We start from the raw sequence: 26,450 nt of genomic DNA, 5'->3' as shown, positions 1-26,450 counted from the left end.
CATGTCACCCATTGCACTCGGAGCAATACTTGCCATCGTTTTGCCTGTCACATACCTCGTGTGGTCGGTAGCAGCCGTAGATAGGCTCGCCCTTCGAAACATCCAAACGAACCTCGGTCAACGGGCCAGGAACGCAGCTCCGCAAAGCTTGACCCTGGAATTCAGCGCAGTGGCCCGCAAAGTGACTCCAGTTCGCTACGTCGCTTGGCTGGACAAACAGCTCGCTGCCCTGGGACGCCCCAAGGAGTGGCCCCTTGAACGACTCCTGGTGACGAAACCGCTACTGGCTCTCGGTGCCGGACTTCTGGCTCTTTTCTACTTCCTCGCCTCGCCTGAGCCGGCACGGTTCGCGTTCCTCATTGCCGCTCTTGCGTTTGGCTATTTCGCACCGGACCTGCTGATTCGCAGTAAGGCTGAGAAGAGGAGAGACAAGATTCGGCTGGAGTTGCCGAACACCCTGGACCAGATGTTGATCTCTGTCCAAGCAGGTCTTGGGTTTGAAGCCGCTATGGCGCGCACAGCGCAAAATGGGGGCGGCCCACTGGCTGACGAAATGATGCGAACGCTGCAGGACATGCAAGTGGGGCGTTCCCGAAAGGAAGCCTATTTGGCTATGTCTGACCGAGTTGACGTCCCCGACCTGCGCTCATTCATCCGCGCGATTGTTCAAGCGGATGCATACGGAATTGCCATCGCCAAGGTGCTGAAAGTCCAGGCCCACGAAATGCGGATGAAGCGCCGACAGCGTGCCGAGGAACACGCCATGAAGATACCAGTGAAGATTCTCTTTCCACTAATTTTCTTCATCTTCCCGACCCTCTTCATCATCCTGCTGGGGCCGGCAGTCATGAACATCATCGCCGCGTTCTCCTAGGAGGAGTCATGAGGAATCCTGCACAGTCCCTATTCCTGATCCGTAATTTCGCACGGCGAATAAGGTGCGAGGAAGACGGCGCCACCGCAACAGAATATGGAATCACCGTTGGTTTCGTTGCTGTCGTCATCGTGGCCGGAGTCGGCTTATTTGGGTTCTCACTTAACGGCTTCTTTGACCATCTCACCTCCGGGATCAAGACTGCGCTCGGCATCCCCTAGCAGCGGCCGTAAGCCCGGCGCCTCTGGCGCCCCATAGACCGGACCCCCTCGGCACCCAGAACCGAGGGGGTCCGTTGTTGCCGTCCAAAGAGGCCAGCCGAGTCGGTGAAACGAGCAGCTGGCTTACCGACAGAAACCATAGGAGGGCGGTTTCCTCTTCGGATCGTTTCCATGGAGATCGCGGACTAGAGGTCGCAGCCCACGAATCTATACAAGATGGCGGAGCCTTGTTGGTCGACTTTGACGAATGCCGACGAATCCGGGGGAACGCTAATGCCCGGAAAATCATTCACCTCGGTGCGCAGCGGATCAATGTAGTGCTCGCCAAAATCAAGGAGGAATCCAACATTCTCCCTCTTTGCAGCCGCACAAGCCTCTGAGCCGGCCGTGGCTTGATTTAGTGTCTTGGCCACCAGCAAACGGTCCGGATTCGAACCTGTGTATGCGTGCGGGAAGAGTACCCGGCGGTTCGCGATGGCGAAGGCTGTGGAACTACCATCCCACGGGTTGTTGGCCATCACCGCACCCTCCGGGACTTCGGCACTAAGACGGCCCAGCAATTCAAGTTCATCGGGGCTCAGCAAGGGTGAGTCTGCTGTAAGAGCGTAGGTTCGTTCCCTCCCCGGCGTGGTTTGAGAATTTGTTGGCCACATCACGGTAGTAGCGGCCGCGGCTGCGATGCCAGCGGCAACAAACCATCTGACACGGTAGCTGGAGGCGATGTCTTCAAAGAGCCACGTCGCTGCCAGACCGACAAACACAGCCCAGAACATCGGCAGAAGGGCAGCGAGCCGGGGTGGGTCCCCGTACCACGCACCAATAATGATTTGCCTCGCGAGCGGCTGTGGTAATGAGGCCGCCACCAGGTAAAGCGTGACGGCGCCTCCGTACGCGGCCAGAAACCACCGTCCGGTTGGGCGTCTGAACATGATGGCGGTTCCCAGCAGTGTGACCACCGCAAGGCTCCAGCTGACGTCCCCGTGTGTAGGAGCCACTACGAGGACACTGCCTATGGCCGCCGCTGGGGTGTCAATCGGATCCCAGGTGGTGGTCCACGGCCGCACCACGGCCCAGACCACCAGGCCAAGGGAAAATACGCTCGTCCAAAGTGCTGTCCATTGGAGGTAGGCAAGAGGATCGGACTTCCTCTGTTTGAGTTGCCGGAACGAACGTACGGCGGCCATGGCAGCGAAACCCGATGTAAGCGCAACAAGGGCTACCAGCGCCGACATGTGTGTGACCACAAGACCGGGCAGTCCGGCAACCAGTGTCGTGAGGCCTAGCGGCCAAGGCATCGGTGTCCGGCCGAACCCAAGTAACGAGGCCGATACCGTCAGCAGGGGAGCCAGGAAAGTGACAGCGAGCATATACGGGAACAGCGGACCGAAGTCGCTCTTTTGGCTCTGCATGACAGTAAAAGGAAAAGCGAAAAATCCTGCGCTCGCAGTACCGGCAGCCAGCAAGGCGATCATCTTAGGACCAACCACGACATGGACCAGGAGAAGTACACCGCTCGGCCATGCCAAGGCTACGACGGCGAAGTTTAGGGCATTCGATGCCTCGACCACGGGCAACCCTGCCGCCTCTGCCACAAGGGCAGCAAGCGCGTGCCATATTTGAGGGTAAAAACCGCCTCCTTCCCCCATCAGCTCCCTCACAGAGAAGGGTGAACCGTCTTGGGAATCAATGATCTGCTGGACGAGGTTAAGGTGAAATGGCGTGTCTATGCCTTGGTTGATGTTGGCCGGGTCCTCGACAATCTGGGCATAGCGCAGGGTCAGAAGGATCCCGCTGGCGAGTAAGGCAAGCCAGTATGCAGCGCCTGCCGAATTCTCTGCGGGATCCCAAATAAAGTACTTCGGCCAAAGCCTGGCCGTTACGCGGACAAGGACAAGCGCAACTCCGGCGCACACCACGACGGATACGGTGAACACGCCCAACTGCCAGTCAATGTGCACCCACCAGCAAACCAAGGTGGAGACTGCAACAAGTGACGCAGTCAGGACCGGCGCAAGTGACATCATCCAAATACGCCGCAACCCCAGCGTCCAGCCGAGAAGCAGCCCTGGCAACAAGAGCACCGCCGCCGCCATTCCAAAGCCCGGCAGAGCAGTAAGCCAAGAGTTCAAGGATTCCCCAAGTAGTTCATCAGTATTCCCCAAGTTTCGACATTCTGCCCGGAAGCCCTCCCTGTGCGCCTATAGCATACCTAACATGAAACTTAGCCACGGGGGCCTGGCGCTTGAAATTGTTGTACCGGTTTTCAATGAGGAAGCCGTACTCGAAAAGAGCATCACTAAACTCGCAAATTATCTGCGTCACGAAATGTCAGTGACGTGGCAGATTACCATCGCCGACAACGCAAGCACTGACGAGACACCAGTCATTGCGGCTGGCCTGGCCGCCAGTATGTCAAATGTCGCTTACCGGCGGCTTGATGTGAAGGGCCGCGGATGGGCGCTCCGTGATGCCTGGACTTCTTCCGCCGCGGAAGTCCTGGCGTATGTAGACGTCGACCTCTCCACGGACCTCGCGGCACTGCCGCCGCTTGTCGCCCCGTTGCTGTCAGGCCACTCCGATATCTCCATTGGCACGAGGCTTGGCCAGAGCTCCCGCGTAAGCCGCGGGCCGCAGCGTGAGTTCATTTCGCGCTCATACAACTTTCTGCTTAAACGCACTATGCAGGTTCGTTTCTCCGATGCCCAGTGCGGTTTCAAGGCCGTCCGGGCTGAAGTCGCCAAGAAACTCCTTCCCCATATTGAGGACAACGGATGGTTTTTTGACACGGAACTGCTGATAATCGCGGAGCGCTCGGGCCTTCGGATCCACGAGATCCCAGTGGACTGGGTCGACGACCCGGACAGTCGGGTTGACATCATGCAGACAGCAGCTGACGACATTCGCGGACTGGTCCGCGTTGCTGGCTCCCTTGTGAAAGGGTCCATTCCCGTCCAAGCGATATATGCCGAGCTGGGGCGGCGCCCCATGGTCGCACAGTCGAGGCCCAGCTTTTTTGGGCAAGTTATCCGGTTCGGCATTGTCGGAGCCATATCCACTGTGGCCTTTGCACTGCTCTATGTGCTGTTCCAGGAGCCTCTTGGCCCCCAACCCGCCAACTTTCTCGCCCTCCTCTTGACGGCGGTGGGTAATACAGCCGCTAATCGCCGTTTTACGTTCGGCATGAACGGCCCGGACAGGCTCTTTACCCAGCAGTTTCAGGGACTTGTTGTTTTTACGCTGGCCTGGTCAATAACATCATCGTCGCTGCTGGTATTGCACACTTCCGCACCGCACGCTTCCCCTACCATGGAGCTCGTGACACTGACAGGGGCTAATATCCTCGCGACCCTCATGCGCTTCGTCATGTTGCGCGTCTGGGTTTTCCGTGTTCCCGGCACTGATCCAGCCCGCCGCGTTGTGGCATCCAGCGCGCAAGCGGTACGCGCCTCTTGACGGCGTTGACACCCGACCCGTCGGACCCCGCTGAGCTTCGAGCGCAGGTGCTTCAATCACGCCAACCCCCCCTTGCGGCACATCGGGCATCCTCGGGGCGCCGGAGGGAGACTTGGATGCTGTGGGCCCTCCTGGCCCTGACAGCGGTGCTCTACCTTTGGGGCCTGGACCGCAACGGATGGGCGAATTCGTACTATTCAGCGGCTGCCATGGCAGGCTCACAGGATTGGACGGCATTCTTCTTTTCATCCTCGGATCCTGGCAACGCCATTAGCGTCGATAAACCTCCTCTCAGCCTCTGGTTAATGTCGGCTTCCGTCTGGGCCTTCGGTCTGAATCCCTGGAGCATCTTGGTGCCGCAGGCATTGATGGGCGTCGCGAGCGTCTTCCTGATGTACCGCATGGTCCGCACTTATGTCGGAAGCACCGCGGGGTTTCTCGCAGCGACATTCTTCGCCATAACCCCGGTTGCAGTGGTGATGTTCCGCTATAACAATCCGGATGCATTGCTCACCTTGCTGATGATCGGCGTGGCCTATGCTGCGTTGGAGTCTATCCGCAGCGACAAGGTTCGGTGGCTGATATTGGCCGGTGGCCTCACCGGTGCTGCTTTGCTGACGAAGCAGCTTCAAATCGCACTGGTCCTGCCTGCGGTTGCTGTTACCTATCTCGCTTTTGCCACCGGTCCACTTGTGAAACGCGTGCTGCACGTCGCGGCTGCCCTGTTAACAGCAGTGGTTACGGGCGGCTGGTGGTTTGTCCTTGTGCAGATGGTCCCGGCGGCCAGCCGCCCCTTCGTCGGAGGATCCCGTCTTAACAGCGCGATGGAATTGAGCTTGGGCTACAACGGCCTGGACCGCCTGACCGGTGAGGACGCCAGCCGGACTATGTCTCCCAGCACCGCGAGCCTGGCGGAAAAACTGGATCCAGGATTTCAGCGTTTCCTGCAACCGCAATTCTCTGGCCAGTTCGGCTGGTTCCTGCCTCTGGCCGTAGCAGGCATGTGCATTGCCATCTGGCACATCAAGCGGCGGAGCGGTAGCCGGCGATATCGGGCGTTCCTCAGTCTGTGCGTTCTCTGGTTTCTCTGCGCCTCAACGGTGTTGGCATTCATGTCAGGTATTGTCCATCCGTATTACTGCCTAACTGTTGTACCACCGTTGTGCTGCCTCGCAGGGACGGGTCTGCTGCACTTGTACCGGCTTCGTGACCAGCGAAACGCACGCTGGGTGCTGGCCGGGACGCTCCTGGCAACGATGGTTCTGGCCTTCCTCTCGGCGAATCGTTCAACCGCTGATTTTCCGCTAGGTCCTCTTGTGGCGCTCCTGGTCTGGTCGTTGGCCATCACCCTTCTGGCGGTCCCGCCCCCGTTTCCAGCCCTCCGGAACGTGCCAGCGAGCCTCTTGGCTGTCGCGCTATTGGCCGGTCCTTCCGTTTGGTCCCTCAATACAGTCCTGAGTCCCCACGAGGGTGCAGGCGTCGTGGCTGGCCCCAGTATCCTCGGCGTGCGCACCGACCACCCCGACCGTCAGCAGATGGGTTCGGACGTGCCACCCAGTTTCATGGCTGTCATGTTCGGAAACCTGCCAGAATCCGGAATCGTTTCGCGCCTCCGTGCCACGCCGGCCACCAGCAAATGGTCGGCGGCCATGGTGGGCTCCGAGACAGCGGCTAACTATCAGCTGGCAAGCTTACGCTCCGTGCTGCCGCTTGGCGGTTTCGATGGTACTGATCCCTTCCCGACCCTGGAACAGTTTCAGCGTATGGTCACCGACCACCAGGTGGCGTCCGTAGTCATACAGGACCTGCCACCATTGACCCTTGAGGGCCGCGGAGAGTCGGCAAGAATCGTGGACTGGGTGAGAGGCCATTACCGGGCCGAACAAATCGGGAGTGCCCAGTTTTACAAGTTGCTGCCGTAACGGCGGACAGTGGCCGCACAGCTTCTGTCCTTTTCGGAACTGGGCCATCCTTCCGATATCGCAGGGTTTGCCGGGTGATTGCGCACCAAACATGCACTTTGAAAAGCCTTTGCGAATACGCCAGCCACCCCGTCGAAATGACTCAAGCGGAGAATCTGTCGCGTTGATCACCTGTACTTGCGCAGGACTTTCACCGTGGAAACAGCTCGGGTTCCACGACGGACACCGTCCAGGCGACGGCTCCTCATGGCGAACGCCGGTGTGACCCAACAACACCGAATACAGCAAACAACACATCCATTCCTGGTGCCAGCTTCGCCTTCGCAGTCTGCAAGCCTTCCAGTTCCGCAAGGTTTTCCACGCAATTGCGCAGGAAAGGTACACCTTGAAAAGCCTTTGCACAGGATCCTGCAAGACCCGGTCAACACCGCATCAAGGCTTGCTAACTTCGTCTTAGTGCTGGTGCAGGGCCAGCCAAACCTACTCGCTCAGGAGTTCATAATGCTTTCTCTCATCGCCACCCTTCAGACCCTCGGCTTCAACATCAAGAACCGCCTCCACGACGAAAAGGGCGCAACAGCTGTCGAATACGGCATCATGGTCGGCCTCATCGCAGTCGTCATCATCGTCGCTGTAACCACCTTGGGCGGCCAGTTGAACACCATGTTCACCAGCGTCACGGCCAAGCTCTAGCTGGGACGAAAAGAGCTCGGGTTCCTGCGACGAACACCGTCCGGGCCACGGCTCCTCATGGCGAACGCCGGCGTGACCGCAAACAACAGCGGGTTCGGCAAAATACAGAATCCTGCAAGACCCGGTCAACCGTTTCAAGCCTTGCTATAACTTCGTCCTAATGCTGGTGCAGGGCCAGCCAAACCCACTCGCTCAGGAGTTCACAATGCGGTCTCTCATCGCCACCCTTCAGACCCTCGGCTTCAACATCAAGAACCGTCTCCACGAAGAAGAGGGCGCAACAGCTGTCGAATACGGCATCATGGTCGGACTCATTGCAGTCGTCATCATCGTCGCAGTAACCACCTTGGGTGGCCAGCTCAACTCGATGTTTACAAATGTGACTGCCAATCTCTAAAACCCGGCCCCTACAGCAAGACCCGAGGCCCAGCGCGCCCGGCTATTGTGCGGTGCAGCTCAACTGCACCGCACAAGCTGTTTCACGTGTACAAATCCACTCATCGCAACACAGACTCGAGAGGAACGCAGCAGATGCTGAGGCCATCAGAACGCGGGGCGGCGGCCGTTGAGTTCGCCATCGTCGTGCCTGTCCTCATCAGTTTGCTCCTTGGCATCATGGAATTCAGCCGGGCCTACAACGCCCAGGCATCGCTTTCGGCCGCGGCCCGCGAGGGGGTCCGGGTAATGGCCATCACCAATGATCCGGCGGCGTCTCGGACGGCAGCCGAAAACACGGCTGTCTCCCTAAATCCCCTTCTCGCTGATTCAAACATCACCTTCAAGAACCTCGACACGGGCACTACAACCTGCTCATCGGGCAACCGCATTGCGGTCACAATCACATATACACTCTCCACGCTGACTGGTATCGCCGGACCATTCACTATGACTGGCCAAGGAGCCATGTTGTGCGGCGGCTGAAGAATATCAGCAGAAATTCCCGCTCCGAACAGGGCGCCGTGAGTGTCATCGTGGCAATAATGATGGTGGCTCTGCTTGGTTTCGCCGCCGTGGCGGTTGATGTCTCGATGATGTACTCAGAACGTACCCAGGTTCGGAACGGCGCTGACGCGGCTGCGCTTGCCATCGCTCAGAAGTGCGCTAAGAGTACCGCTGACCCGGACTGCACGGGCACCTCCCCGCTCGCCGCCAGCCTAGCGAATAGCAACGCCACCGACGGGCTGAGTAACATCAAGTCCGCCACGCCCAATACGGCCAGTCAGACTGTAACCGTTACGGCGGGATCACAGCAGACGGGGAATAGCCCAAACCAGGTCACCCTCTTTTTCGCTCAAATATTCGGAATCTCTTCGGCAGAAGTAACCGCTGCCGCTTCGGCGCAATGGGGTACCCCGTCCAAGGGGCCCGCTATTCTTCCCTTGGCCATTGCTTACTGCAAACTGGACATTCCACCAGCCGGAAGCCAAGGCGCCGTACAGGTTCTCGAGCAGGCGGTGAATGGTTGTGGTGGCTTGCCGGGCGGGTTCGGGTGGATCACCACCTCGGGAACAAAATGCTCCGTCACGATGACGGCCGGCCAGTCCGACAATGCGGGTATCTGGTTTGCGAGCGATCCCGGGGCCAGCGCCCCAACGATCTGTAGCGCTGCCGATTTCAACCAGATGAACGACCAGACAGTTCTACTCCCTCTCTATGACGTGGCCACCGGTACGGGTTCCTCCGGCAAGTACTACGTCAAAGGCTTTGCGGCATTTCATGTAACTGGCTACCACTTTGCCGACATTTCCTGGAGCACGGGCGGAAACGTCCAAAACAAGACGATTCGTGGATACTTCGTAAAATTCGTATCCCTCGCCCAAGCATTTGAACTTGGTAACGTCCCAAACTTTGGGGCCTCAGTTGTGCGCCTCACCCCATAGCTAAAAGCAACAGGAGCAGTCATTGAAGTCACGTATGTTGGCCGGTGTATCAGCAGTGGTGCTGGCCATCATTGGGGCGCTTCTCATCGTCGCCTACGCCCAGGGTGCCGACCAGCGCGCCATGAAGGACTTGGATCCCATCGGGGTACTCGTGGTGACCAAGGCCGTACCGGCAGGCGCTTCCCTCGACATCGTAAAGGCGTCCGTTACTGAACAGCAGGTGCCAGCAACCGCTGTTTCAAAGACCGCTCTGAAAACCCTTGAGGCCTCCGCCGGCAAAGTCGCCGCAGTGGACCTCGTCCCCGGCGAGCAACTTCTCGCCGAACGGTTGGTTGACCCGGTGGACGCCAAGTCCAGTGGTGCCATCAAAGTGCCTATAGGGATGCAGGAAGTAACCTTCGAGCTCGAACCCAAGCGTGTGGTGGGCGGCAGGATTGACGCCGGCGACCATGTGGGCATCGGGTTCAGCTTCGCTGCGGAAAAAGCAAAAGCAGGCGAGCCAACCACCCAACTCACCCTCCGAAAGGTTTTGGTTACCGCCGTCCAGCGGGCCCCGCAGGCACTACCAAGCGCGAAGCCCACGGACGGCACCAATCCCCAGGACACAACGCTTCCGCAAGGTTCGCTCATGGTCACGGTTGCCGTGAACGACATCGACGCAACCAAGATCATCTACTCCTCAAACAACGGCGATCTCTGGCTCACCAAAGAACCCCTCGACGCCAAGGACAACGGCGGCTTCATCGCCAAGAAGGACACGGTGTATAAGTGAGCCGCTTCGTCCTCCTTTCCCCCAACGGCGACTTCGACCTGAAGCTGCGTTCCGCCGTCGCCAACGGCCTGCGCGGCAGCGTCCAGACCATCGCCTCGGACATCCTCCCGGCGGGCCCCGCGGAACTCTTCGCCCTCCTCAACCAGGAGCAGCCGGAGGTGCTGATCATCGGCCCGGACGTCCCCTACGAGGAAGCACTCCGGTTCGCCAAGGTCTTCGATGTCCAACTGCCCGGCCTCAGCCTGGTCCTGGTCAGTGACATTGACCCCGGTGGCTTGTTGCACGCTATGCGCGCGGGCATCCGGGACATCCTCAGCCCCCAGGCGGACGCCGCCGAAATCCGGGTGCTGCTGGAACGCGCCTGCCAGTCCTTCGCCACCCGGCACCGCGGCCCCGAGGCACAACAGTCGGGGAACGGCAAGGGCCTGGTCATCGGCGTGTTCTCCCCCAAGGGCGGCGTGGGCAAAACCACACTGGCCACGAACATCGCCATTGGACTCGGGCGGATCGCCCCCATGAGCGTGGTCATCGTGGACCTGGACCTCCAGTTCGGGGACGTCGCCTCCGGCCTCTACCTCAACCCCGAACACACGGTCACGGACGCCGTCACCCCCGCCGCCGCCCAGGACTCCCTGGTCCTCAAGGCCTTCCTTACCGTGCATCCGGCCGGCATCTACGCCCTGTGCGCACCGCCCAACCCGGTGGACGCGGACCACATCACCCCGGACCAGGTCAGCCGGCTGCTGGAGCAACTGGCCCAGGAGTTCCAGTACGTGGTCATCGACACCGCCCCCGGCATGCCGGAAATCGGACTCGCCGCAATGGAGAAATGCACCGATGTGGTCTGGGTGAGCGCCATGGACATCCCCAGCCTGCGCGGACTCCGCTCCGGCCTGGAAGTCCTCCGCCAACTCGAAATCATGCCGGAATCCCGGCACGTGGTCCTGAACATGGCGGACGCCAAGGCAGGCCTGAACGTGCAGGACGTCGAATCCACCATCGGCGCCCCGGTTGACGTCAGCATCCCCAGGTCGCGCGCGGTGGCCCTGTCCACGAACCGTGGCATCCCTGTCCTGCAGGACTCGAAGAAGGACCCCGCCGTCAAAAGCCTCCGCCAGCTTGTGGAGCGCTTCAATCCGGCCTGGCGAGCACAAGCACAGCGGAAGCTTCACCGAAGGGTGGTTATCTGATGAAACTCTCCGAGCGCATCAACGCGGTCCAAGGCCGCAACGTATCCTCCACCAGCCCGGGATCCGTACCCGGCACCGCGCTGCTCGAGCAGCCGCGTCCTGCGACCGCGCCTTCCCCGTCCCCCGCCGAACGTGCGGAAGCTCGCTCTCCCGGCATCACCGCCGTCGCGCATCCAACGCACGAGGCCGGCACTTCCTTTGTGCCTAAGGCACCGGGCGTGGATGTCTTCGCAGCAATGAAGCTCAGGGCCGCAACCGCACTTTTCGAGCGGATGGGCACCCGGTTCAATGATGGTGCAGTCACTGAGCAGGAACTCCGGAGCACAGCCAAAGAGGAGCTTACCCGGATCATTGACGCGGAACAGGTACCGCTGACGCCGGAGGAGCGGACCAGGCTGGTCCAGGACGTCGCAGACGACGTGCTGGGCTACGGCCCCCTCCAGCGGCTGCTGGACGATCCCGCAGTCACCGAAATCATGGTTAACCGCATGGACCAGATTTACGTGGAACGCAAAGGGAAGCTGGTTCTCACTGAGTCCCGGTTCAGTTCCGAAGAGCACCTGCGCAAGGTCATCGAACGCATCGTGTCCAAGGTAGGCCGCCGCATCGACGAGTCCTCGCCGCTTGTGGACGCCCGGTTGGAGGATGGCTCGCGTGTCAACGCCGTCATTCCGCCCCTTGCCGTGGGGGGCTCCTCGTTGACCATCCGTAAGTTCAGCAAAACTCCGCTGACCGTTCAAAACCTCATAAACTTTGGCACCCTGACGCCGGAGATGGCGGAGCTGCTAAACGCCTGTGTCAAGGCCAAGCTCAACATTATAGTTTCCGGCGGTACCGGAACCGGCAAGACGACGTTGCTGAACGTGCTGTCATCCTTCCTGCCGGCTGACGAACGCATCGTGACTATCGAGGACGCCGTGGAACTACAGATCCAACAGGAGCACGTCGTTCGGCTCGAAAGCCGTCCGCCCAACACCGAAGGCAAAGGCGCGGTGACCATCCGTGAGCTCCTCCGCAACTCGCTTCGTATGCGTCCTGACCGAATTGTGGTTGGTGAGGTCCGTGGCGGCGAATCACTGGACATGCTCCAGGCCATGAATACCGGCCACGACGGCTCCCTGTCCACGGTTCACTCCAACTCCCCCCGCGACGCCGTGGCCCGCCTTGAAACCCTGGTGCTGATGGCTGGCATGGACCTCCCGCTGCGGGCCATCCGCGAACAGATCGCCTCCGCGGTGAATCTGATCGTGCAGATCTCCAGGCTCCGTGACGGGTCCCGCCGGATCACCCACGTCACCGAGGTCCAGGGGATGGAAGGCGACATTGTCACCCTCCAGGACGCGTTCGTCTTCGATTACTCGGCCGGCGTGGACGCCCAGGGGCGGTTCCTCGGGAGGCCCGTGGCCACCGGCATCCGGCCCCGGTTCATTGACCGTTTCGAGGACTTGGGAATCCACGTATCGCCGGGCGTCTTTGCCGGTCCGCTGTCCCCGGGCGCCAAGTAGGGACGCGGCCATGATCATCGCCATTGGAAGCGTCTTTCTCCTGGCTGCTATCTGCCTCCTCGGCGTGGCCATCCTTCTGCCAAGCGCCCCTACAGTGCCGCTGGACCGCCGTCGTCCGTTTGAACCGGAACCGCCATCCTCCCTGTCCCGGCTGGCACTGTCAGGCGTCAGGTCCTTCGAACGGCTGCTCGGTGGCCGCAACGTCAGGCTATTCTCCCGCGCGGAGCTGGAGAATGCGGGCCTGCGCCAAAGCCAGGCCGAATTCTTCCTGCTGGTGGGCATCGGCGCGTGCGTCGGGATGCTGGTGGGAGCCGTGATTGTGGGCCCACTGCTCGGATTGCTGCTCGCGCTGCTCGCTCCGTTCGTGGGGAAGCTTGTCCTCGGCTTCCTGAGCGGCAGGCGTCGTGCAGCGTTCGACGGCCAACTCGGCGACACCTTGCAACTGCTCTCCGGCGGCCTCCGTGCCGGCCACAGCATCCTGCGCGCCATCGATGCCGCCGCCGTGGAATCGCAGAAGCCAACGTCGGAAGAGATGCGCCGTGTAATCACCGAAACCAGCCTGGGCCGCGACCTGCTGGCCGCCCTCAACGACACCGCCGAGCGGATGAAGAACGAGGACTTCGTGTGGATCTCGCAGGCCATCCAAATCAACCGGGAGGTCGGCGGCAACCTGGCCGAGGTGCTGGACCAGGTGAACGAGACCATCCGCGAGCGTGGGGAGATCAAAGGCCACATTAAGGCACTCGCCGCCGAGGGCAAGTTCTCGGCTTACATCCTAATAGCCATGCCGTTCGGTATCGTTGCCATGCTGCTTTCCGTCAGCCCCAACTACATGAATTCGATGTTCACCCATCCCCTGGGCTGGGTGATGATCGGAGCCTCGTTCGTCCTGATGACCATCGGCGCGCTCTGGATGCGCAAGATCATCGACCTGAAGTTCTGAGGACACATGAACCTGACCATCCTGCTCTCAGTCCTTCTGGTCTGCCTGCCCCTTGCGGGGCTTGCCTGGTCTGTCCTGACCGTGGACAAGCAGGGCCGGACCTCCGCCGCCGAGCTACTCTCGCGCGGCGCACCGGCAGTCACCGCTGCACCAGTGGGAGCACCGGGGCTACTCGAAACCTTGGGCAGGCGCGTGACTCCCCCGGCCTATGTCGCATTCCTGGACCGGCTGCTGTCCCTCGCCGGCAGGCCCGTTACGATGCCGCTGGGCAAGGTGCTTGGGTCCAAGCTGGGCCTCGGCCTGGTCGGGGTGGCCCTGGGCGGCTACTTGGCGGCGGTGGGAAGCAGCCCGATGATGAAACTCGCGGGACTCTTCGTCCTCTTCCTTGGTTACTTCATCCCGGACCTCCTGCTATACAGCAAGGGCAAGGAACGGCAGAAGGCCATGCAGCTGGAACTCGCCAACACCCTGGACCAGATGCTCATTTCGGTTGAGGCTGGGCTGGGCTTTGAAGGCGCCATGGCCCGGGCAGGCGAGAACGGCAAGGGCCCCCTTGCAGAGGAGCTGGTCCGCACCCTGCAGGACATGCAGGTGGGACGCAGCCGCCGCGAGTCCTACATCGCCCTGGCCGAGAGGACCAGCATCCCGGAGCTGCGCAGCTTTGTGCAGGCCGTGGTGCAGGCGGACACGTACGGAATCGCCATCAGCCGGGTCCTGCGCGTCCAGGCGAAGGTCATGCGGGTCAAACGGCGCCAGCGGGCCGAGGAAAAGGCCATGAAGCTGCCCGTCATGATCCTTTTCCCGCTGCTGTTCTTTATTTTTCCGGTCCTCTTCATTGCCATTCTGGGGCCGGCCGTAATCAATACAGTGGTGACCTTCAGCGGCCAGTAAAGATGCTCAGCGCGGCGGCAAGGTTGTCTCAAGGTTTACACAGAATGATGAAAAACAGGACCCCGAAGCATTTCCAGGAAGTAGCCTTGAACAATGAACAGTCCCGATCCCGGTTCCAGCGGAAAGAGCCCCGCTGCGGACTTCCCGCTGTCCGGGGTCGGTTTTCCTCCCGCTCCCGCTCCCGCCGGCGTGGACCCCTCACTGGAAGCGGCCGCTCTCTTGCCGTTGGTTGATGCCGCAGTGCTGGCGGAACTCGAAGATGAGCTGGCCGGGTCCGGACTGGCGCAGCGCTTCGCCAGGGACTACGCGGCCATGTGGGACGTGCGGCTGGCCCGGCTGGGGACAGCGGTGCTGAGCCGGGACGGGGACTCTGCCCTGGACGCGGTCATCAGCCTCAAAATCAGTTCCGCCATGGTGGGTGGGGTACGGCTGGCAAAGCTCGCCGAACTCCTGGAGGGCCTGATCCGGCAGGGTGACTTTGTCCAAGGGCAGGCGATGATGGCAGGCGTGGCCCAGGACGGGGCACGCACCGTATCCGAACTGCAGTCAACCTACATCATGGAAAACGGCTAGCAGTCAGGCATCGTCCGGCCGCTTCGGCGCCAGCCGGTAACCCACCCCACGGACTGTCTGCAGCCAACGAGGGGACAACTGGTCCTCTTTCAGCTTGCGCCGCAGGTTTCCCACGTGGACCTCCACCGCCCGTTCGTCCGCTTCGCTGATGTACGTATCCCGATCATAGAAATCGCCCCGCACCGCCCGCACCAGGTCCGCCCTGGTGCACACGGCACCACCGCCCTTCAGAAGCACGTGGAGCAGGTCGAACTCGCTGCGGGTCAAGCCCAGCGGCTCACCCTTGACCTCCACGGTGCGCGTCCGGTGGTTCAACAGGAGTCCGTTGTGCCGCAGGACCCCAGGCTCGGACTGCGTGGCGGCAGGAACCGGTGCCTGGCCCCCGTGTGACGCGGATTCATGCTGCTCGTTCACCTCGTGGCGCGGCCTGCGCATCATGGCTGCCACCCTTGCCCGGAGTTCCCTGGGCCTGAACGGCTTGGCGATATAGTCATCCGCGCCCGCATTCAGTGCTGACAGCAGGTCCGGTTCGTCGGTCCGGCCAGTCAGCATGACCACGTACGCGTTGCTGAAATTCCGGATTCGCCGCAAAACCTCGAACCCGTCGATATCCGGCAGGCCGATATCCAGCGTCACAACGTTGGCCTGCTTGGTGCGGACCACCTCAACCCCGGCCCGTCCGTCAGCCGCCGTATGAACTTCGAAGCCCGCCTGGGTCAAGACACCTTCAAGGAGGTTGCGTACGTCGGCGTCGTCCTCGATAACCACCGCTACACCAAGATCGTCCATTAATACCCCTGCGCCAGGCGGAGATGGCCCCCCATTGGCCCAGCGCCAATGCCATTCCCGCTCCAACAATTTATACGCTACTAGTAAGCCCGGCTGTGCACATCCGAATCGACACTGAAAATTGAAAAGTCAATTACTATGACAAGACATGTGCATTATCCAAGGGAAAGGGTGCTGGCCAAGGTAACTGGGGGGAATTGCTACATCTTGGCGGCGCCTGCTTTCCGGACCTAAAGGGGTACGAGTCAGAAACATGGCCGAGCCGTTGTTCCAGCGTGGACCCGGACGCATCTTCCGGCGGCTGGGAACCCGCGCCCAGGTGGCGCTGTGCCAGCTCCCCCTTACCTTCCTTGTGCTTGTCATTGCCGTGGCCACCCCCTTCGCCTGGCCCTCACTCATGCACTCCCCCTTGTACGTGGCCGGCCTTGCCCTGAACGCGGTTTTGTTCCTGGGCTGCTTCCTGGTTCCCTGGGAACGCCTGGCGCACCGCCCATACCTGCTGATCCCCGTGCTGGACTTCGCGCTGATCGGGTTCCTGCGCAACGGCGCCGCTCCGCTCCTGCCGGGCCTCGCGGTACTGGTGGTCTTCCCAGTCATCTGGCTTTCCGCCTCCGGCATGCTGGCGCGCAGCAGCCTGGTGCTCAGTTTTGCGGGGCCCTTCCTGATCATGGTTCCATCTGCCGTGGGCCATTTCCCCACCGTCACGGCCTCGGACCTCACCACCGTCCTGCTCTTTCCCGTGATGATGCTCGCTGTATCCCTGGCCATCCGCTTCGCGAGCGTAAGCCTCCGGCAGCAGCAGCGTGAACTGGCGGACAAGGACCGTGAACTCCGCGAACTGCTGGCCGCAAGCCGGGAACGGGAGAAGCTGCTCGAAACTGTATTGGAGGCCACCGACGTCGGAATTGCCGCCGTCGACCGCTCCGGCCACTTCCTGGTGTCCAACAGCCGCCAGCGCAACTTCCGCCGTGTCACGGGCGCTGACGACGCCCTCCCCGGCCAGGGGCACCAGCTCATCTTTGGACAGGACCGGCGCACACTGCTCCCCCGGGACCGGCGGCCCATCAACAGGGCCATGGCGGGTGAGTCCTTCGCCGACTACCTGGTGTGGGCCGGCGAAGGCCCGGAGCAGCGCGCCATATCCACCGCCGCCCGCCCGCTGGTCGGCGAGGACGGCCGGCTGACCGGGGCAGTGGTGGTCTACACGGACGTCACCGGCTGGGTGGAGTCTCTGGCCGCGAACCAGGAGCTGGTGTCCAACGTCTCGCACGAGTTCAAGAACCCACTGAACTCGATTCTGGGCAACGTGGACCTGGTCCTGGACGACGCCGACAGCCTGCCCCGGCAGGTGGCCCAGCGCCTGCTCGTGGTGCAGCGCAACGCGGAACGGCTGCTGGACCTGGTGGCCGACCTGACGGCCTCCGCCTCCACCACCTTGAACGTCCACCCCAAGCGGACCGATCTGGCCAGCCTGGTGGAGACCAGCCTTGGTTCCGCCCAGGCCCTGGCGCAACGCTCCCACGTGGAGATCGCCGCCGACGTCCCCTCGCCGCTGTGGGCCTACGCGGATCCGCTCAGGATCGGACAGGTGCTGGACAACCTCGTGTCCAACGCCATCAAGTACTCGCCCGACGGCGGCAAGGTCAGCATCAGCGCGGACGCGGACCGGCAGTGGGTCCGGCTGAGCGTCACGGACACCGGGATGGGCATGTCCAGCGAGGACGCGGCGAGGGCTTTCAACCGGTTCTTCCGCGCCGAGACCGCCCGGAAGGCCGCCATCCCGGGCGCAGGTCTGGGTCTGTCAATCACCCGAATGATTGTGGAGCGGCACGGCGGGACGATCGCCTGCGAGAGCGGCGAGGGCCAGGGCAGCACGTTTACGGTGACGCTGCCGGCCGAGGGTCCACCCCCGGCATTCTAGTCAGGGCTCGCGGAGCGCCCGGGTCTGTTCGGCGCGGGCCAGGAGTTCGCTGTCCGAGGGGTAGGCCACTTCCTCAAGCACCAACGGATGCGGGGCGGCCAGGACCGACTTGGCGTCCCGCTTCTGCAGCAGCAGCCGTTCGTGCAGCCAGCCCGGCTCCACAACGCCTTCACCCACGTACAGCGCGGAGCCGATGAGGGCGCGCACCATGTTGTGGCAGAACGCATCCGCCTGGACGGTGGCCACAATGACGCCGCCCTCGCCGCGCCTGAACTCAAACCGCTGGAGTTCCCGGATGGTGGTGGCGCCTTCGCGCGGCTTGCAGAAAGACAGGAAGTTCTGCAGGCCCAGCAGCTGTGAGGCGCCCTCGTTCAGCAGTCCCACGTCCAGCGGATTCCTGTGCCACAACGTGAAATACCGCTCCAACGGATCCCACAGGGCGGGCCCGTCTGCGATCCGGTAGCTGTAGCGGCGCCAGAGAGCCGAGAAGCGGGCGTCAAAGCCCACAGGTGCCAACGAGATGTCATGCACTTCCACGGCCCCGTGAAGATCGCCCAGGGCCCGGTTCAATGCCCCGCGGAGCCTGCGCAGCATGGCGACGGCGGGATCCAGTTCGTGCCCGCGCGGCAGGTTCTGCCACTCGTCTTCGGTGAGGTCCAGGTGGACCACCTGGCCGCGGGCGTGCACGCCGGCGTCGGTCCGTCCCGCCACGGTGACACGCACCGGACGGCGTACCAACAGGGCGATCGCCTCTTCCAGGACGCCCTGGATGGTACGCCGTCCCGGTTGCAGCGCCCAACCGCTGAACGGGCCGCCGTCGTACGAAAGGTCAAGCCGGATACGCAAAAACCCGCCGCCCCCTGGAACGGGGGCCGCGGGTTTTTGGTGGTTCACAGACCTAAGTCTATGCGAAGAGAATCAGCGAATTACTTCGCGTCCTTCTCTTCGGCGGCGGGAGCCTCGGGAGCTTCCTCAGCGGCGGGAGCCTCTTCGGTTGCAGCCTCTTCAGCCGGAGCCTCAGCAGCTTCGGGCTCCACGGCCTCAGCCTCGGGAGCTTCTTCTGCAACGGGTGCAGCAGCAGCTTCCTTCTTGTCGGCATCGCGCTTGGCAGCGGAGGTAGCCTCGGCTACGACGGCCTGCTTGGCGGAAACCGGCTCGAGGACCAGTTCGATGACAGCCATGGGAGCGTTGTCGCCCTTACGGTTGCCGATCTTGGTGATGCGGGTGTAGCCGCCATCGCGGTTCTCCACAGCCTGGGCGATGTCGGTGAACAGCTCGTGGACGATGCCCTTGTTGCTGATCAGGCCGAGAACGCGGCGGCGGGAAGCGAGGTCGCCACGCTTGGCGAAGGTCACCAGGCGCTCTGCGTACGGCTTCAGGCGCTTGGCCTTGGTCACCGTGGTGGTGATCCGCTTGTGCTCGAACAGGGATGCTGCCAGGTTCGCGAGCATGAGGCGCTCGTGAGCCGGGCCGCCTCCGAGGCGCGGACCCTTAGTGGGGGTAGGCATAATTGTTTCTCCTCATGTGGAAGCCGTGGGCGGCACACCGTGGTGCTGCCCTCCGGCCAAGGTCTGGTTTAGAGTTCGTCGTCGCCGAAGGCGGCGTCGTCCTCTTCGATTGCTGCGGCGCGTGCTGCGAGGTCAAAACCGGGAGGCGAGTCCTTGAGGGACAGGCCCAGTTCAACCAGCTTTGCCTTGACCTCGTCAATGGACTTTGCACCGAAGTTGCGGATGTCCATCAGGTCAGCCTCGGAGCGGGCAACGAGTTCACCCACGGTGTGGATGCCCTCACGCTTGAGGCAGTTGTAGGAACGGACGGTGAGGTCCAGATCCTCGATCGGCAGTGCCATGTCGGCTGCCAGGGCAGCGTCGGTGGGCGACGGGCCGATCTCGATACCTTCAGCTGCGGTGTTCAGCTCACGGGCCAGACCGAACAGTTCCACCAGGGTGGTGCCTGCGGAAGCGACGGCATCGCGCGGGGCGATGGCCTGCTTGGTCTCGACGTCGACAATCAGCTTGTCGAAGTCGGTGCGCTGCTCAACACGGGTTGCTTCCACGCGGAAAGTAACCTTCAGCACCGGCGAGTAGATGGAGTCGACCGGGATACGGCCGATCTCTGCATCGCCGGACTTGTTCTGAGCTGCCGAAACGTAGCCGCGGCCGCGCTCGATGGTCAGTTCGAGTTCGAACTTGCCCTTCGAGTTCAGCGTGGCGATGTGCAGATCCGGGTTGTGGAATTCGACGCCGGCCGGCGGAGCGATGTCCGCGGCGGTGACGACTCCGGGGCCCTGCTTGCGCAGGTAAGCCACGACGGGCTCGTCGTGCTCGGAGGAAACCGACAGGCTCTTGATGTTAAGGATGATCTCGGTGACATCTTCCTTGACACCCGGAACCGTGGTGAACTCGTGCAGCACACCATCGATCCGGATGCTGGTTACGGCAGCACCGGGGATGGAGGAGAGCAGGGTACGGCGGAGGGAGTTTCCGAGGGTGTAGCCGAAGCCCGGTTCCAGCGGTTCGATGATGAAACGCGAACGGTTTTCGGAGACTACCTCTTCGGAGAGGGTGGGGCGCTGTGCAATGAGCACTTAGGTTTCCTTTCGGCGAGCATCCGCTATATGACGCAACACAGGTGGTGGAAATTCGGTCTGAAGACTTAACGCGCTGGGCTTGCCCGGACCATCGCTGGTCCGGGCAAGCTCCTGCTGCGGAAAAGAATTAGACGCGGCGGCGCTTCGGCGGGCGGCAGCCGTTGTGGGCTGCGGGGGTGACGTCCTGGATGGAGCCAACCTCGAGGCCTGCGGCCTGCAGCGAACGGATTGCCGTCTCGCGACCGGAACCCGGTCCCTTGACGAAAACGTCTACCTTGCGCATGCCGTGCTCCTGCGCACGCTTGGCAGCGGCTTCGGCAGCCATCTGTGCAGCGAACGGGGTGGACTTGCGCGAGCCCTTGAAGCCAACCTCACCGGAGGAAGCCCAGGAAATAACAGCGCCGTTCGGATCCGTGATGGAAACGATGGTGTTGTTAAAGGTGCTCTTGATGTGCGCCTGGCCAAGCGCGATATTCTTCTTGTCCTTCTTACGCGGCTTGCGAACCGCGCCACGAGTCTTCGGGGGCATTTTTTCTCCTACAGAAAGTTATTGGGGAAAGTCCGTAAATCCCGAGCGGGGATTTTAACGGGCCTTCTTCTTGCCGGCGACGGTACGCTTCGGGCCCTTGCGGGTACGTGCGTTGGTCTTCGTACGCTGACCGCGTACGGGCAGGCCCTTGCGGTGGCGCAGGCCTTCGTAGCTGCCGATTTCAACCTTGCGGCGGATATCTGCTGCTACTTCGCGGCGAAGGTCACCCTCAACCTTGTAGTTGCCTTCAATGTAGTCACGCAGCTCAACCAACTGGGCGTCAGTCAGGTCCTTGACGCGAACGTCAGCGCTGATGCCCGTGGCAGCCAGGGTTTCGTGTGCACGGGTCTTGCCCACGCCGTAGATGTAAGTAAGCGCAATTTCCAGCCGCTTTTCGCGGGGAATGTCTACGCCAGCGAGACGAGCCATAGTGGCAGTACTCCTTGATAAACCGGAGGTCGTAGGCAGTACACCCGCATGTTCCATGCGGCCCCAGCCTCCGACCGGGGGTTAGCTGTCCGGACTCTTTCGAGCTCAATGTTCCAGATCAGCTTGTGCTGCCTTTATTTACTTGCGTGGGTTAGCAACCCAGGATTTCCTTCAGGGAAGGAAATTAGCCCTGGCGCTGCTTGTGGCGCGGGTTCTCGCAGATCACCATGACCCGGCCATTACGGCGGATCACTTTGCACTTTTCGCAGATCTGCTTGACGCTCGGCTTGACCTTCATGGCGTTCCTTTGCGTGTAGCAGTGTGGTCAACTGGAGCAGCGGTCAGCTTGTGCTGAAGCCGCCCAGCAATTTACTTGTAGCGGTAGACGATACGACCACGGGTGAGGTCGTACGGGCTCAGCTCCACCACTACGCGGTCCTCGGGGAGGATTCGGATGTAGTGCTGACGCATCTTTCCAGAGATGTGTGCCAGAACGATGTGCTTGTTGGTGAGCTCAACGCGAAACATCGCGTTAGGCAGCGCCTCGGTCACAACGCCTTCGATCTCAATGACCCCGTCCTTCTTGGCCATACCCTCCGCTAACTGTTGTTGCCGCAGTCCCGCCGGAATGCACCGGGCATGACCACGAACGTTTTTGTTGGATCGATTGCCGCCTCCAGGCCCAAAAGGGCGTGGCAGTCCAGACAACCAACAAACAACACTACCCCGTTGGCCGGTAAAAGTTAAATCGGCCATAGTAGCCTACGCCGGGCGGTACGCACCATATTCGCCTGCTGGAGTGCTGACGCCTGCAGCGCTGGCCACGCCGTCCAGGATGGCCAGGCGGACGACGTCGGCTGCCGCACTCTGCAGCGTAATAAGGCTGACCTGCCGGGCAGCTTCGTCCGAGCGGTCCAGTGCCACGGCACCGGTCGCCAGGCAAAAAACGGTGTCCCCGTCGGCGAGGGTGTGGCTGGGATTCAAGGCACGGGCAATCCCCGCGTGCGAGGCAGCCGCCGTGCGCTTGCACTCGGCCGCATCAAGGACGGCATTCGTGGCCACCACGGCAAGGGTGGTGTTCGTCGTGGTCGCTGCTTTGATTGGCGCTGGAAAGCCAGGCTTGGTCTGGTCGAACGGGAGCCCGAGTGCGTTGACTATGGCCAGCGCGCCGACCACTACCCCGTTCTCCAGCGTGACCGACGCCGTGCCAACTCCCCCTTTGTATTGCCCCCTGCCAATAAGTGCCCCGGTTCCGGCACCCACGTTGCCGCGTTCGACGTCGTGCCCTTCCCTTTGTGCTGCCGCGGCGGCCGTTGCCGCGTAGCCCATGTCCGGCGTCGGCCGTGCCATGAAGTCGCCGCCCCTGCCAAGGTCGAAGATCGCGGCAGCGGGGACGATAGGCACGACGCCCCCGGGAACGGCGAACCCCCGCCCGTTCTCCTCGCACCAGCGCTGGGCACCGGCCGCGGACGCCAGCCCGTAGGCGCTGCCGCCGGTCAGCACCACGGCGTCCACCGCCCTGACCAGGGTGGTGGGGTCAAGGGCGTCCGTTTCATGTGTGGCAGGGCCGCCGCCCTGGACCTCCACCGAACCCACGCAGCCCGGCGGCGGCAGGACCACGGTGACGCCGGTCAGCCAGCCCCCGCTGTCCTTGTGGACCTGGCCTACCCGGATGCCCGGCACGTCGGTGATGGTTCCCATTCCCCTATTCTCCCCTCTGTGAGCGCGCCCCTGCCGCATCGCGGGACTTTGTGCGAGACTGCATTCAACACAGCGTTAACGGGCGACGAAGCCTTGGATAACAGTCCCCTGACAAGGGCATATGCGGGTTTCAGCCCCCTGACGGTCTGGTGTAGTAGTCCCTAGATCAAGCCAGGGCCGGCCACGAGCAGGCTCCCAACCCGGGAGAGACACGCATGACCCGTCAACTCGCCCCCCACCCCGCCGCCAAACCCAAGAGGCCTCCGGGGCGGTCCGCGAAAATCCCTAAGCGCCGGTGGACTGCACGGACCCGCAGGGACTTCTTTGTCTTCCTGGCCATGGCGCTGCCCAACCTGGTGCTGATCGCCGTCTTCACCTACCGGCCGCTGTTCAGCAATATCTATTACTCCACCCTCGACTGGACCCTTGGCTCCCCCACGGCCACCGTGGTTGGCCTCAGCAACTACGTCACCTTCTTCACCAGCAATGATGCGCCGAAAGTCCTGGGGACCACGGCTGTGTTCACCGTGGTCACGGTGGGCGGCTCCATGGTGCTGGGCCTGCTGGTGGCGCTGGCACTGAACGCGAAGGTCCGCGGCACCACCTTCGCCCGTTCGGCCGTCTTTGCCCCGTACGTACTCTCCGGCGTCGGCGTGGGCCTGGTGTGGCTGTTCATCTTCGACCCCGGCTACGGCGTCCTGGCCTGGCTGCTGCGCGGCATCGGGCAGCAGAGCCCGCAGTGGATCAACGACCCCCAACTCTCGCTGGTCATGGTGATCCTGGTCTACGTCTGGAAAAACCTGGGCTACTGCGCCGTGGTGTACCTTGCGGGGCTCCAGTCCCTCCCGGCGGATGTCATGGAAGCCGCGTCCCTGGACGGCGCCAACGGATTCCGCCGCTTTGTCAGCATCTCGCTGCCGCTGCTGTCCCCCACCACGTTTTTCCTCCTGATCACCACCATGCTCAGCTCGCTGCAGGCCTTCGACCTCATCCGGATCATGACGCCGCTGGGCACCGGCACCAGCACCCTGATCTACGAGGCCTACCTGCAGGCCTTCGGGGCGTACAACAGGGCCGGCTACTCGGCAGCCATTTCCGTGGTCCTGTTCGCAATCCTCCTGGTGATCACCGTGCTGCAGCTGCGGTTCGTGGAACGAAAGGTGCATTACTCGTGACTTCCCTTTCCCCGGTCAGCCCCGACCCCGCAGCTCCCGCCATTGCCGGACCGGAGCCAAGCCTCCACCGTGACCGGCCGTTCTCCCGCCGCAACCTCATCCGGACCGTGGTGGCCGGCTACCTGCCGCTGCTCGTGGCCACCCTGGTGGTGTTCCTGCCCCTCCTGTGGATGGTCCTGAGCTCCTTCAAGACGTCCGGCGAGATCGTCACCACGGACCTGAAGATCCTCCCTGAAAGCCTGGACCTGCAGAACTACCGGACCGCCATGACCACGGTGCCGTTTGGGCAGTTCTTCCTGAACAGCACCATCGTTACCCTGGCCGGGGCCACCATCAAGGTGCTGCTGGCGATCCTGACGGCCTATGCCCTGGTGTTTGTCCGCTTCCCGTTCCGGAACTTCATCTTCCTGCTGATCCTGGTGGCCCTCATGGTGCCGCCGCAGGTGTCCATCCTGCCCAACTTCATCCTGATCGCCGGCATCGGCGGGAAGAACACGCTGTGGGGCATCATCCTCCCCGGCCTTGGCACCGCGTTCGGAACGTTCCTGCTCCGCCAGCACTTCCGCACGCTTCCCGCCTCCATCCTGGAATCGGCCGAGGTGGACGGTGCCGGCCACTGGCGCCGGCTCTGGCAGATCGTGGTTCCCGTCTCGGTCCCGTCCATCGCCACCGTGGCGCTGGTGACGATCGTGACCGAATGGAATGACTACATCTGGCCCCTCATCATCACGGACCGCCCCGAAACCATGACCCTGCCCGTGGGTCTCACCCTGCTGCAGAACAACGAAAGCAACGCCGCCGGCTGGGGCGTCCTCATGGCCGGGGCGGTCCTGGTCATCGTTCCCATCCTGATCATCTTCGCGGCCCTCCAGCGCTACATCGTTGCGGGCCTCACCCAGGGCAGCGTAACCGGCTAAGCTGCCGGCCGCCGTCGTACCTTCCAACCTTTACCAAGGCAACAACCGAAAGGAACCGTCATGACACTGCACCTGGACCGGAGGCATTTCCTGGGCCTGGCAGGGGTATCCGCCTCTGCAGCTGCCCTGGCCGCATGCGGCGGACCATCAACAACCGGCGGCGGCCAGGCTACCTCCCAGGCAGCCGAGATCGACTTCAACGGCGTGAAGCCCGCCGCCAAGATCGACTTCTGGTCCAGCCACCCTGGCCAGTCCCAGGAGGTGGAGAAGAGCCTGATCGACAAATTCCACGCCAAGAACCCGGACATCACCGTCAACCTGGTCACCGCCGGTGCCAACTACGAGGAAATTGCCCAGAAGTTCCAGACCGCCCAGGCCGCTAAGTCGGGCCTGCCGGGCGTGGTGGTCCTGTCCGATGTCTGGTGGTTCCGCTACTACACCAACGGCAGCATCATTCCGGTTGACGGCCTTATCAAGCAGCTGGACATGAAGATGGACGACTTCCAGCAGTCGCTGGTCAATGACTACAAATACGACGGAAAGCAGTGGGCATTGCCCTACGGCCGGTCAACGCCGCTGTTCTACTACAACAAGGACCACTTTGCGGCGGCTGGAATTCCCGACCGTGCCCCGAAGACCTGGGACGAGTTCAGTCAGTGGGCACCCAAGCTGAAAGCAAGCTCGGGCGCGCAGTACGCCTATATCTACCCCGCACTCGCCGGGTACGCGGGCTGGACGCTGCAGAACATGCTGTGGGGCTGGGGCGGCGGCTGGTCCAAGGAATGGAACATCACGTGCGACTCCACCGATTCCGTGGCGGCCCTGCAGTGGGCGCAGGACTCCATCTACAAGGACAAGTGGGCCGGTGTTTCGTCCAAGGAAGCGGCGGATGACTTCTCGGCCGGGCTGACCTCCACCACCATTTCGTCCACCGGTTCGCTGCTGGGGATCCTGAAGTCGGCCAAGTTCAACGTTGGTGTTGGCTTCCTGCCGGGCGGTCCCAAATCCCAGTCGAACGTGTGCCCCACGGGCGGCGCCGGCCTGGGCATCCCCAGCGGGATCACCAAGGAGGAACAGCTGGCCGCCGGCAAGTTCCTGGACTTCGTCACCCAGCCGGAGAGCACGGCGGAGTTCTCGGCAGCCACCGGCTACATGCCCACCCGCAAGTCCGCGGACATGGCGGCCGTCCTGGCCAAGACGCCACAGATCAAGACCGCCATGGACCAGCTGGCGGTGACCAAAGTCCAGGACAACGCCCGGGTGTTCCTGCCGGGCGCCGACCAGGAAATGGCCAAGGCCGCCGCCAAGATCCTCACCCAGCAGGGCGACGTCAAGTCCACCATGACGGACCTGAAGAACACGCTGCAGAGCATCTACGACCGCGACGTGAAGCCGAAACTGAAGTCGTAGCACCTGGCCGACGCGCAAAAGCCCTGGCGACACCCATTTACAGGTGTCGCCAGGGCTTTTGCGTGTCGTGCC

Annotated in this window: 28 protein-coding genes; 18 read left to right on the top strand and 10 right to left on the bottom strand. The window is 62.3% G+C overall.

What is annotated here, in order from left to right:
• The first annotated feature begins 1 nt into the window (after window position 1).
• Window positions 2-874, top strand: coding sequence for a type II secretion system F family protein (locus ASG79_RS05130; RefSeq protein ID WP_056388985.1), 873 nt, complete (start codon window positions 2-4; stop codon window positions 872-874).
• 8 nt (window positions 875-882) lie between these two features.
• Entirely contained in the window at window positions 883-1,095 is a 213-nt protein-coding gene (locus ASG79_RS05125) for a Flp family type IVb pilin (RefSeq protein ID WP_056388982.1), read from the top strand.
• 185 nt (window positions 1,096-1,280) lie between these two features.
• Here the strand turns inward: ASG79_RS05125 and ASG79_RS05120 are convergent, their stop codons facing one another.
• Window positions 1,281-3,224, bottom strand: coding sequence for a DUF6541 family protein (locus ASG79_RS05120; protein WP_156400171.1), 1,944 nt, complete (start codon window positions 3,222-3,224; stop codon window positions 1,281-1,283).
• An 85-nt stretch (window positions 3,225-3,309) separates the two neighbouring features.
• On the opposite strand from ASG79_RS05120, the gene ASG79_RS05115 reads away from it, so the two are divergent.
• From ASG79_RS05115 to ASG79_RS05060, 12 genes are all read left to right on the top strand, one after another.
• A complete protein-coding gene (locus ASG79_RS05115; protein WP_056388976.1) occupies window positions 3,310-4,548 on the top strand; it encodes a bifunctional glycosyltransferase family 2/GtrA family protein in 1,239 nt (412 codons plus the stop codon).
• Between the two features lie 116 nt (window positions 4,549-4,664).
• Window positions 4,665-6,470 (top strand): glycosyltransferase family 39 protein, encoded by a 1,806-nt coding sequence (locus tag ASG79_RS05110; protein WP_056388973.1) that lies wholly within the window; start codon window positions 4,665-4,667, stop codon window positions 6,468-6,470.
• A gap of 501 nt (window positions 6,471-6,971) precedes the next feature.
• Entirely contained in the window at window positions 6,972-7,163 is a 192-nt protein-coding gene (locus ASG79_RS05105) for a Flp family type IVb pilin (RefSeq protein WP_056388971.1), read from the top strand.
• Between the two features lie 205 nt (window positions 7,164-7,368).
• Entirely contained in the window at window positions 7,369-7,560 is a 192-nt protein-coding gene (locus ASG79_RS05100; protein WP_056388968.1) for a Flp family type IVb pilin, read from the top strand.
• A 134-nt stretch (window positions 7,561-7,694) separates the two neighbouring features.
• Window positions 7,695-8,084 (top strand): TadE/TadG family type IV pilus assembly protein, encoded by a 390-nt coding sequence (locus tag ASG79_RS05095; RefSeq protein WP_056388966.1) that lies wholly within the window; start codon window positions 7,695-7,697, stop codon window positions 8,082-8,084.
• A complete protein-coding gene (locus ASG79_RS05090; RefSeq protein ID WP_082581681.1) occupies window positions 8,072-9,043 on the top strand; it encodes a pilus assembly protein TadG-related protein in 972 nt (323 codons plus the stop codon). The genes ASG79_RS05095 and ASG79_RS05090 overlap by 13 nt, the downstream gene beginning before the upstream one ends.
• Before the next feature lie 22 nt (window positions 9,044-9,065).
• Window positions 9,066-9,815 carry a Flp pilus assembly protein CpaB gene (locus tag ASG79_RS05085; protein ID WP_235509740.1) on the top strand — a complete coding sequence of 250 codons (750 nt, stop codon included), beginning with the start codon at window positions 9,066-9,068 and terminating at the stop codon, window positions 9,813-9,815.
• Window positions 9,812-11,005 (top strand): AAA family ATPase, encoded by a 1,194-nt coding sequence (locus tag ASG79_RS05080; RefSeq protein WP_056388961.1) that lies wholly within the window; start codon window positions 9,812-9,814, stop codon window positions 11,003-11,005. The genes ASG79_RS05085 and ASG79_RS05080 overlap by 4 nt, the downstream gene beginning before the upstream one ends.
• Window positions 11,005-12,510 carry a CpaF family protein gene (locus ASG79_RS05075; RefSeq protein ID WP_056388956.1) on the top strand — a complete coding sequence of 502 codons (1,506 nt, stop codon included), beginning with the start codon at window positions 11,005-11,007 and terminating at the stop codon, window positions 12,508-12,510. Before ASG79_RS05080 ends, ASG79_RS05075 begins: the two co-directional genes overlap by 1 nt.
• Before the next feature lie 10 nt (window positions 12,511-12,520).
• Complete coding sequence (locus ASG79_RS05070; protein ID WP_056388953.1) at window positions 12,521-13,453, top strand: type II secretion system F family protein; 933 nt, start codon at window positions 12,521-12,523, stop codon at window positions 13,451-13,453.
• A 6-nt stretch (window positions 13,454-13,459) separates the two neighbouring features.
• Window positions 13,460-14,344 carry a type II secretion system F family protein gene (locus ASG79_RS05065; protein ID WP_056388950.1) on the top strand — a complete coding sequence of 295 codons (885 nt, stop codon included), beginning with the start codon at window positions 13,460-13,462 and terminating at the stop codon, window positions 14,342-14,344.
• A 93-nt stretch (window positions 14,345-14,437) separates the two neighbouring features.
• Window positions 14,438-14,917 carry a hypothetical protein gene (locus ASG79_RS05060; protein WP_056388947.1) on the top strand — a complete coding sequence of 160 codons (480 nt, stop codon included), beginning with the start codon at window positions 14,438-14,440 and terminating at the stop codon, window positions 14,915-14,917.
• A gap of 3 nt (window positions 14,918-14,920) precedes the next feature.
• Here ASG79_RS05060 and ASG79_RS05055 read toward each other — a convergent pair whose 3' ends face one another.
• On the bottom strand, window positions 14,921-15,706 hold the full coding sequence (locus ASG79_RS05055) for a response regulator transcription factor (protein WP_056388945.1): 786 nt from the start codon (window positions 15,704-15,706) through the stop codon (window positions 14,921-14,923).
• Window positions 15,707-15,959: 253 nt separating this feature from the next.
• Between ASG79_RS05055 and ASG79_RS05050 the strand changes: the two genes are divergently transcribed.
• On the top strand, window positions 15,960-17,627 hold the full coding sequence (locus tag ASG79_RS05050) for a sensor histidine kinase (RefSeq protein WP_056388943.1): 1,668 nt from the start codon (window positions 15,960-15,962) through the stop codon (window positions 17,625-17,627).
• Here the strand turns inward: ASG79_RS05050 and ASG79_RS05045 are convergent, their stop codons facing one another.
• The 8 genes from ASG79_RS05045 to ASG79_RS05010 all read right to left on the bottom strand — a co-directional run bounded on the left by ASG79_RS05045 (window position 17,628) and on the right by ASG79_RS05010 (window position 22,876).
• Complete coding sequence (locus tag ASG79_RS05045; protein ID WP_056388940.1) at window positions 17,628-18,521, bottom strand: tRNA pseudouridine synthase A; 894 nt, start codon at window positions 18,519-18,521, stop codon at window positions 17,628-17,630. It lies immediately after the preceding gene.
• Window positions 18,522-18,553: 32 nt separating this feature from the next.
• Entirely contained in the window at window positions 18,554-19,135 is a 582-nt protein-coding gene (gene rplQ, locus ASG79_RS05040; RefSeq protein ID WP_056388937.1) for a 50S ribosomal protein L17, read from the bottom strand.
• 68 nt (window positions 19,136-19,203) lie between these two features.
• A complete protein-coding gene (locus tag ASG79_RS05035) occupies window positions 19,204-20,214 on the bottom strand; it encodes a DNA-directed RNA polymerase subunit alpha (protein ID WP_013601812.1) in 1,011 nt (336 codons plus the stop codon).
• 130 nt (window positions 20,215-20,344) lie between these two features.
• Window positions 20,345-20,746, bottom strand: coding sequence for a 30S ribosomal protein S11 (gene rpsK / locus ASG79_RS05030; RefSeq protein ID WP_018769149.1), 402 nt, complete (start codon window positions 20,744-20,746; stop codon window positions 20,345-20,347).
• A 54-nt stretch (window positions 20,747-20,800) separates the two neighbouring features.
• A complete protein-coding gene (gene rpsM, locus ASG79_RS05025; protein ID WP_003803743.1) occupies window positions 20,801-21,175 on the bottom strand; it encodes a 30S ribosomal protein S13 in 375 nt (124 codons plus the stop codon).
• A 184-nt stretch (window positions 21,176-21,359) separates the two neighbouring features.
• Window positions 21,360-21,473, bottom strand: coding sequence for a 50S ribosomal protein L36 (rpmJ, locus tag ASG79_RS05020; protein ID WP_009358722.1), 114 nt, complete (start codon window positions 21,471-21,473; stop codon window positions 21,360-21,362).
• A gap of 71 nt (window positions 21,474-21,544) precedes the next feature.
• A complete protein-coding gene (infA, locus tag ASG79_RS05015) occupies window positions 21,545-21,766 on the bottom strand; it encodes a translation initiation factor IF-1 (RefSeq protein ID WP_009358723.1) in 222 nt (73 codons plus the stop codon).
• 171 nt (window positions 21,767-21,937) lie between these two features.
• Complete coding sequence (locus ASG79_RS05010) at window positions 21,938-22,876, bottom strand: P1 family peptidase (protein WP_056388935.1); 939 nt, start codon at window positions 22,874-22,876, stop codon at window positions 21,938-21,940.
• 215 nt (window positions 22,877-23,091) lie between these two features.
• Here ASG79_RS05010 and ASG79_RS05005 point away from each other — a divergent pair, with 215 nt between their 5' ends.
• Genes ASG79_RS05005 through ASG79_RS04995 form a run of 3 tightly spaced genes read left to right on the top strand, consistent with a single transcriptional unit; the run spans window position 23,092 to window position 26,378 of the window.
• Window positions 23,092-24,051 (top strand): carbohydrate ABC transporter permease, encoded by a 960-nt coding sequence (locus ASG79_RS05005; protein WP_026265743.1) that lies wholly within the window; start codon window positions 23,092-23,094, stop codon window positions 24,049-24,051.
• Window positions 24,048-24,968, top strand: coding sequence for a carbohydrate ABC transporter permease (locus ASG79_RS05000; protein WP_018769146.1), 921 nt, complete (start codon window positions 24,048-24,050; stop codon window positions 24,966-24,968). The genes ASG79_RS05005 and ASG79_RS05000 overlap by 4 nt, the downstream gene beginning before the upstream one ends.
• A 60-nt stretch (window positions 24,969-25,028) precedes the next feature.
• Window positions 25,029-26,378: an ABC transporter substrate-binding protein gene (locus ASG79_RS04995; RefSeq protein WP_018769145.1), complete on the top strand. Its 1,350-nt coding sequence runs from the start codon at window positions 25,029-25,031 to the stop codon at window positions 26,376-26,378.
• The last annotated feature ends 72 nt before the right edge of the window (window positions 26,379-26,450 follow it).

Source organism: Arthrobacter sp. Soil761, assembly GCF_001428325.1.
Classification (GTDB): Bacteria; Actinomycetota; Actinomycetes; order Actinomycetales; family Micrococcaceae; genus Arthrobacter.
This window is presented reverse-complemented; position numbering and strand designations above follow the sequence as displayed.

Coding starts and splice junctions, on each gene's coding strand:
- ASG79_RS05130 (WP_056388985.1), top strand. CDS start 2: ATGTCACCCATTGCACTCGGAGCAATACTTGCCATCGTTTTGCCTGTC.
- ASG79_RS05125 (WP_056388982.1), top strand. CDS start 883: ATGAGGAATCCTGCACAGTCCCTATTCCTGATCCGTAATTTCGCACGG.
- ASG79_RS05115 (WP_056388976.1), top strand. CDS start 3,310: ATGAAACTTAGCCACGGGGGCCTGGCGCTTGAAATTGTTGTACCGGTT.
- ASG79_RS05110 (WP_056388973.1), top strand. CDS start 4,665: ATGCTGTGGGCCCTCCTGGCCCTGACAGCGGTGCTCTACCTTTGGGGC.
- ASG79_RS05105 (WP_056388971.1), top strand. CDS start 6,972: ATGCTTTCTCTCATCGCCACCCTTCAGACCCTCGGCTTCAACATCAAG.
- ASG79_RS05100 (WP_056388968.1), top strand. CDS start 7,369: ATGCGGTCTCTCATCGCCACCCTTCAGACCCTCGGCTTCAACATCAAG.
- ASG79_RS05095 (WP_056388966.1), top strand. CDS start 7,695: ATGCTGAGGCCATCAGAACGCGGGGCGGCGGCCGTTGAGTTCGCCATC.
- ASG79_RS05075 (WP_056388956.1), top strand. CDS start 11,005: ATGAAACTCTCCGAGCGCATCAACGCGGTCCAAGGCCGCAACGTATCC.
- ASG79_RS05070 (WP_056388953.1), top strand. CDS start 12,521: ATGATCATCGCCATTGGAAGCGTCTTTCTCCTGGCTGCTATCTGCCTC.
- ASG79_RS05065 (WP_056388950.1), top strand. CDS start 13,460: ATGAACCTGACCATCCTGCTCTCAGTCCTTCTGGTCTGCCTGCCCCTT.
- ASG79_RS05060 (WP_056388947.1), top strand. CDS start 14,438: ATGAACAGTCCCGATCCCGGTTCCAGCGGAAAGAGCCCCGCTGCGGAC.
- ASG79_RS05055 (WP_056388945.1), bottom strand. CDS start 15,706: ATGGACGATCTTGGTGTAGCGGTGGTTATCGAGGACGACGCCGACGTA.
- ASG79_RS05050 (WP_056388943.1), top strand. CDS start 15,960: ATGGCCGAGCCGTTGTTCCAGCGTGGACCCGGACGCATCTTCCGGCGG.
- rplQ (WP_056388937.1), bottom strand. CDS start 19,135: ATGCCTACCCCCACTAAGGGTCCGCGCCTCGGAGGCGGCCCGGCTCAC.
- rpsK (WP_018769149.1), bottom strand. CDS start 20,746: ATGCCCCCGAAGACTCGTGGCGCGGTTCGCAAGCCGCGTAAGAAGGAC.
- rpsM (WP_003803743.1), bottom strand. CDS start 21,175: ATGGCTCGTCTCGCTGGCGTAGACATTCCCCGCGAAAAGCGGCTGGAA.
- rpmJ (WP_009358722.1), bottom strand. CDS start 21,473: ATGAAGGTCAAGCCGAGCGTCAAGCAGATCTGCGAAAAGTGCAAAGTG.
- infA (WP_009358723.1), bottom strand. CDS start 21,766: ATGGCCAAGAAGGACGGGGTCATTGAGATCGAAGGCGTTGTGACCGAG.
- ASG79_RS05010 (WP_056388935.1), bottom strand. CDS start 22,876: ATGGGAACCATCACCGACGTGCCGGGCATCCGGGTAGGCCAGGTCCAC.
- ASG79_RS05005 (WP_026265743.1), top strand. CDS start 23,092: ATGACCCGTCAACTCGCCCCCCACCCCGCCGCCAAACCCAAGAGGCCT.
- ASG79_RS04995 (WP_018769145.1), top strand. CDS start 25,029: ATGACACTGCACCTGGACCGGAGGCATTTCCTGGGCCTGGCAGGGGTA.